Source organism: Bradyrhizobium sp. 62 (genome assembly GCF_023073035.1).
Classification (GTDB): Bacteria; Pseudomonadota; Alphaproteobacteria; order Rhizobiales; family Xanthobacteraceae; genus Bradyrhizobium.
Genome location: NZ_JADPIT010000002.1, coordinates 272,429 through 278,383 on the forward strand (window position 1 = coordinate 272,429; position 5,955 = coordinate 278,383).

General features: G+C 63.9%; 5 protein-coding genes. 2 read left to right on the forward strand and 3 right to left on the reverse strand.

From position 1 onward, the window contains the following. Both IVB47_RS01400 and IVB47_RS01405 read right to left on the reverse strand, forming a co-directional pair. Positions 1-666 (reverse strand): caspase family protein (locus IVB47_RS01400; RefSeq protein WP_247459431.1); only part of this gene is annotated, 666 nt, incomplete at its 3' end. Positions 667-832: 166 nt separating this feature from the next. After that, complete coding sequence (locus tag IVB47_RS01405) at positions 833-2,740, reverse strand: acyl-CoA synthetase (RefSeq protein WP_247362413.1); 1,908 nt, start codon at positions 2,738-2,740, stop codon at positions 833-835. Positions 2,741-3,001: 261 nt separating this feature from the next. On the opposite strand from IVB47_RS01405, the gene IVB47_RS01410 reads away from it, so the two are divergent. Together IVB47_RS01410 and IVB47_RS01415 are read left to right on the forward strand one after the other, a co-directional pair. Further along, complete coding sequence (locus IVB47_RS01410; protein ID WP_247362415.1) at positions 3,002-4,099, forward strand: preprotein translocase subunit SecD; 1,098 nt, start codon at positions 3,002-3,004, stop codon at positions 4,097-4,099. A gap of 278 nt (positions 4,100-4,377) precedes the next feature. Further along, on the forward strand, positions 4,378-5,184 hold the full coding sequence (locus IVB47_RS01415; protein ID WP_027567682.1) for a cyclic nucleotide-binding domain-containing protein: 807 nt from the start codon (positions 4,378-4,380) through the stop codon (positions 5,182-5,184). Positions 5,185-5,202: 18 nt separating this feature from the next. Here the strand turns inward: IVB47_RS01415 and IVB47_RS01420 are convergent, their stop codons facing one another. Continuing rightward, on the reverse strand, positions 5,203-5,844 hold the full coding sequence (locus tag IVB47_RS01420) for a glutathione S-transferase family protein (RefSeq protein WP_247459433.1): 642 nt from the start codon (positions 5,842-5,844) through the stop codon (positions 5,203-5,205). Between the last annotated feature and the right edge of the window lie 111 nt (positions 5,845-5,955).

Sequence of the window (5,955 nt, forward strand, 5' to 3'; positions counted from 1 at the left end):
CGCCTTGCGCAGGTCGAGGCCCGGCTTGGGCAGGTGCTCGACCAAAGCGACGGCGAACGGGCTGTTCCTGGAGTCACCGTCAGACGCGGTCGAACCGGCCTTCGCGGCGAAGGCGATCATGGTGTTGGGGCTGGTCGGCTCGACCTTGGCAAGCCCGCGTCCGATCGCGCGCGAGGCCAGCGTCCGCTTCATGGTCTTGGAAAACGGATTGTCGCGGCACGCGTCCAGGATGATCAGGCGCAGCTGCTTGGCCGGCTCGACCGCGAACAGCGCACGCTCCACCGGGATGGTCTCGTCGAGCACGTCGCCATCCGTCTCCAGCGTCGCGTCGATCGGAATGAGATAGTTTGTGCCTTCCAGCTCGATGCCGTGGCCGGCGTAATAGATTACGGCCATGTCGGCATCGCGGGTCCTGCCGGCGAACTCACGCAACATGCGCCGCATCTCGCTCGCGCTGAGATCCAACCTGACGTCGACGGAATCAAAGCCGGCCTTCTTGAACATGCCGCCGACCAGAGTGGCATCGTTGACGGGATTGCCGAGCTTGGGCGCACTCTTGTAGGCGGAATTGCCAATGACAAGCGCCACCCGCCGGTCCGCATGGGCCGGTCCGCAGGCGAGGCCAATGGCCAAAATCAACAAAGCAAATATCCGAAACGGAATCACTTGCGTCCCCCCGGATGCAATTCCATGAGACTATTCGGTAGCATCGCCGATTGCCAATTCTTCCTATGTGATACTTGTCACATAGGGGGCTCTATCGGGGGTATGGCTAATGCAGCGAAGCGTCGCCCTGCTTTCGAGCTGACACCGAAGCCGTCCGTTGGGTCCGTTACATCTGCACCACCTCGTGGCGCATCACGAACGGTGCAAGCAGTGCGTGCACCTCGCGCGCAACCGCTTCGCGCTTATCCGCCGGCAGGCCCGCCAGCGTCACGGTGGCGATCGAGCCGTGGCTGCCGTGAGCGCCGACCCTGACCTTGCAGTCGATGCCGCGCTCAGTGAGGGGTGTCAGCACCTTCGTGAACACGCGCTGGGCTGCGTCCCAGCGCAGCTGCGGCTTGAACACTTTGCCGACGCCGGTCACCGGCATCGGATCGATCGGGATGACCTGCACCGGGACAGCCGCGCGCTCCGGAGTACGCTCGCGCACCCACGTCTCCAGCTCCCCCGGCTCGACGGTCGCGCCCTGCTTCAGCTGCACATATCCCACCGGCAGTTCGCCGGCATAGGCGTCGGGTTGGCCGACCACCGCCGCAAAGCCGACGGCGGGATGGCGGAACATGATCTCCTCGATCGGTGCCGGATCGATGTTGTGGCCGCCGCGGATCACGAGATCCTTGGCGCGGCCGGTGATCCAGAGATAACCGTCAGCATCGAGCCGGCCAAGATCGCCGGAATTGACCCAGACCTCGTCGACGAAAGCACCCTTGTTGTGCTCGTCGTTGAGATAGCCGCCGAACACGCCGGGCCCGGCCATGATGACGACGCCGATCTCGTCCGGCGCGCAGTCGCGGATCAGCTTGCCGTCAGCATCGAGCTGGACGATGCGGACCCGCGCGTAAGGCATGGGAAGGCCGACCGAACCGAGTCGGATCGGCCGTGACGGATAGGCCAACGTGTGAACGCTCGAGGTCTCGGTCATGCCGTAGACCTCGACGACAGGCAGCTTGAGCTTGTCCTGGATCGCAGACCCCACCGCGACCGGGATCGCGGAGCCGCCACCGGCTGCATATTTCAGGCTGGAGATGTCGGCATCGCCAGGCGGCACCGCGAGCGTTGCGGCGAGCACCGTCGGCACGCTCGACAGCGCTTCTGGCTTGAAGCGCTCGACCAGTTGCCAGATGTTCTTGACCGCATTCGGATTGCGCCATCCGCTCGGCGACAGCACGACCAGCGAACCGCCGGCCGAGAGCGTCGTCAGCACCTGCGTCAATGAGCCCCCGACGTGAAACAGCGGCATGCCGAACAGCATGTTGGCGCCCGGCTTCGACTTCAGCAGCAGATTGAGCGCCCAGGCTTGATACACTTGGTTGGCATGCGTGTGCCGCACCAGCTTTGGCGTGCCGGTGGTGCCGCCGGTGTGGAAATAGGCGGCGATGTCGCTGCCCAGAATCTTGCGCCCACTGATAAGGCGGTCTGAAGGCTGCTGCCTGATCAGGTCGTTGAACGTAAGGATTCCCCTCGCCGGATCGCCAGCACCGAACACCTGCACGATCGCCTTGAGGTGCTTGAGTTGCGGCCTGATCTGCTCGACTTTCTGCCAGATGTCGGTGCCCGGCATCGGCCCGAGCGCCACCAGGACTTTTGTGTTCGCGGCCTCAAGGATCTCCGCGATCTGGTGCGGCTCCAGCAGGGGATTGACGGGATTGGCGATGCCGGCGGCCTCCGCGCCGAACAGCGTCACGAAGGCGTCCGGCACCAGCGGCAGCATGAAGCTGACGACGTCGCCCTTCTCGACGCCGAGCGCGTGAAACATGTTGGCGGCCTGTGTGACGCGCGCGATGAAATCACGGTACGTCACCACGACCGGCGTGTCGGCGGGATCGGCGTTTTGCAGGAACTGGAGCGCCGGCCCGTCGGGGTTACGGGCCGCACCCAGCCTGATGGCCTCGTAAGTGCTCTCGGCCGCGACGCGATCGGCGTAAGGGACCTGCTCGAACGCCCGAACCTCTGCGTCCGTCGCCAGGTCTGGATAGTCGCTGCCGATGAGCCGATCGAGCGCGTGGATGCCCGCCATGGAATTCCGTCCTCCCTCAGATGCATATCCCCGCGCCCTGTCTTTTGACTTTTTGGGTTGGCGAGACCTCGACCGATGGCCGGCCGAGCACGGGCAGAATGATGGATGATTTGGCCTTCGTCCATGACCTAACGGCCGCCGTAATCGGGGCTCTGGTGAAAGGCTTTTGAACCTGCGCGCCAGATCCGGGGACCAAGAACTGGCATTGGACTCACATGCCGGTGTCCTTGCCAGCGCCCTGGCGCAAGACTTGAGGTGATCATGACTACGCTCCCGCGGGATTGCGCTACCCGGCTGTTCATCGCGCTCGCCGTGACAGCAGGGATCATGACATCGGTGCTCGCCCTGCCCCGCGCGGCACACGCCGAGGACGGCCAGATCGACAAGATGCGCGCCAAGATCTCGGCCTTCATCAGCGACAAGATGGAGAAGCTCGGCGGGTCACGCATCGTCTACAAGGTGGACACCGATGGCCTGCGCGAGAGCGTCGTCACGGATTTGCGCGACGACGTCTACAAGAACCTGCGCGACGGCAAGATCGCCTTCTCCGGCCTTGCCATCCGTGACGGCGGCGTCGAGTTGAAGATCGCGGACGCCAAAGGCCGCGAACAACTCGCGCGCAAGCTCGCGTCGGCCGCGGAGGGATTGCCGTCGCATGCACTCGCCGTGACCGACGGCGGCGACGGAATGGTCAGGCTTGCCCCGACCAATGCGGCATCCGCCGCGCGGCTGCACGAGCTCGTCGAAGATGCCATCGCCATGATCGAGCAGCGTCTGAAGGAGGCCGGCGTCCAGCTCGCCAGCGTCCAGCCCGATGGGACCGAGCGCATCCGTATCTTCCTGCCCGGTGTGATGGAGCCCGAGCGCGTCACCGCGGTGTTCGCCCGAAGGGTCAAGGTCGGCTTCCGCCTGATCGACCTCTCGATGCCGCCGGACCAAGCGCAATCCGGCACGCCGCCGGCTGGCACGGAAGTCCTGCCCGGCTTCAAGGACAAGAGCCTTTATCTGGTCGCCAAGGACAGCGTGCTCGACGGCGACGACATCAGCTATGCGGGCCCGGGGTTTGCAAGCGCCACGAAAGAGCCGATTGCCTCGTTCCGCTTCAACGGCCGCGGCACGCGGCGCTTTGCCCACATCACCGAAGAGAATATTGCAAAGCCCTTTGCCATCGTGCTCGACGGCAAGGTGATCTCCGCCCCCGTGATCCGCGAGCCCATCACCGGCGGCTCGGGCCAGATCTCCGGCAATTTCACCCTGGAGGAAGCAAATGGCGTCGCCATGCTGCTGCGCGCCGGTTCGCTGCCCGGGCACCTCAGCCTGGTCGAGCAGCAGGTCGTGCAGCCCGCCGCCAAACCCTAAGAGCGGGGATCGCCCCACGCCCACGCCTGGTCCTGCCCCGCCCTATCCGGCGCCGAGGTCCACCACGCCGAGGCTCGTACCCGGTGGGCCCCGAATCGCGGGCGCGCCACGGCCATACGCACCGCCAAACAGGCAATTGCCGAAACGCCCGATCAGGCTAAAATTTGCCTCTTGCGGCACGGCGGCCGAAAGCTTCATTCAAGCGGTCGTCGTTCGATTTCGGCTATAGGCGTCGAGAAGACCGACCGTGACTGAAGGCCTTACGCGGGGATAGTACCATGCCGTCCGGCAGCGCAGACATTTCGTCGATCCTCGACCGCATTCTCGAGGCGGCGACGGATAACCTCAGGATCGCGAAGATCCTGGTCCAGATGGGCCTCGATCCGAACAACGTCACCTATGATTCGATCTTCAATCGGATGCTGGAGATCTTCGTCCAGAACATCACGCTGGCCAATATGTTTGCCGCGGTCGGCGCCGGCTTCTTCGTCGCCACCCTCCTGATGCGGACGATGGTTCCGCTGCGCGTCGCCAACATGGTCGGCTGCGCGTTCTTCGCCGTCTTCGGCGCGCTCTCTGCCAACGTCTCGACCTTCCTGCTCTATCTCCTGCTGCTACCGATCAACGCCTTGCGCCTGCGGCAGATGCTCAAGCTCGTCAAGAAGGCGCGCCATGCGGCCGAAGGCGACATGTCGATCGAATGGCTCAAGCCGTTCATGACCGAACGCAAATATCGCCGCGGTGACACGCTGTTCAAACTGGGCGATCCAGCCAAGGAGATGCTCCTCACGGTCACCGGCAAGTTCCTGGTCAAGGAGATCAATATCGAGATCATGCCGGGCGCGCTGATGGGCGAGCTCGGCTTCCTCACGCCGGGCAACCGGCGCACCGGAACGATCGAATGCATCGAAGACGGGCAGGTGTTGACGATTACCTATGACCGATTGCTCGAGATCTACTTCCAGGATCCGCAGTTCGGCTACTACTTCCTGGTGCTGACCAGCCAGCGCCTGCTGCAGAACATCGAGCGCCTCCAGAAGCAGCTGGCGTCGGAGCGCGCGGCCACCACGAACAGGATCGCGTGATCGACTGCCCCTCGCCGCTCAGTTCAACAGCAGCGCCATGCCCGGGTCGCCCTTCTCCATCGCACGCCGATAGCCCGCCCGCGCGCTGATGCGGCCGAGATATTTGACCACGTTGGGACAGCGCGACACGTCATAGGGCTGGAAGTAGCGCATGGTGGTGAGCGAGAATACCGTCATGATGTCGGCGGTCGTGAAGGCGCTGCCCGCAAGGTATTCGGCCTCGCGAAGCCTTGCGTCGAGAAGATCGAAGGCCCGATCGAGACGCCCCTTCATCGCGAGCAGGGTCGGATTCTCCTTGGCGAGATCGAGCCGGCTCAGGATCATCATCCGCCCCATGCCAGGTTGCAGGGTGCCATTGGCGAAATGAAGCCAATACAGAAACTGCGCGAAGGCGGGATCAGTGGGACCGAGCACGAGCCGGCCGTTGCCATATTTTGCAACGATGTAGTCGACGACCGCGCCGGATTCCGCGAGCACGAGTTCGCCGTCGGTGATCACCGGCGCCGCCCCGATCGGATGCAGCGCCTTGTACTCGGCCGGAGCCAGCATGGTGACGGGATCGCGCGTATAGCGCTTCAGCTCGTAGGGAATCCCCAGCTCCTCGCACAGCCAGACGATTCGCTCGGACTGCGACTTGCCGAGATGATGGACGGTGAGCATGAGGCCTCCTGGAAAGATGATTTCGGCGATTGCGCCGGCATGTGCTTGTCGTGATGCTGCATCATATTCCGTCATTGCGAGCGCAGTGAAGCAATCCAGAATCTTTCCGCG

What these genes read in the sequence shown, in the direction of transcription:
- IVB47_RS01405 (WP_247362413.1), bottom strand. Translation starts at nt 2,740, where the DNA reads ATGGCGGGCATCCACGCGCTCGATCGGCTCATCGGCAGCGACTATCCA.
- IVB47_RS01410 (WP_247362415.1), top strand. Translation starts at nt 3,002, where the DNA reads ATGACTACGCTCCCGCGGGATTGCGCTACCCGGCTGTTCATCGCGCTC.
- IVB47_RS01415 (WP_027567682.1), top strand. Translation starts at nt 4,378, where the DNA reads ATGCCGTCCGGCAGCGCAGACATTTCGTCGATCCTCGACCGCATTCTC.
- IVB47_RS01420 (WP_247459433.1), bottom strand. Translation starts at nt 5,844, where the DNA reads ATGCTCACCGTCCATCATCTCGGCAAGTCGCAGTCCGAGCGAATCGTC.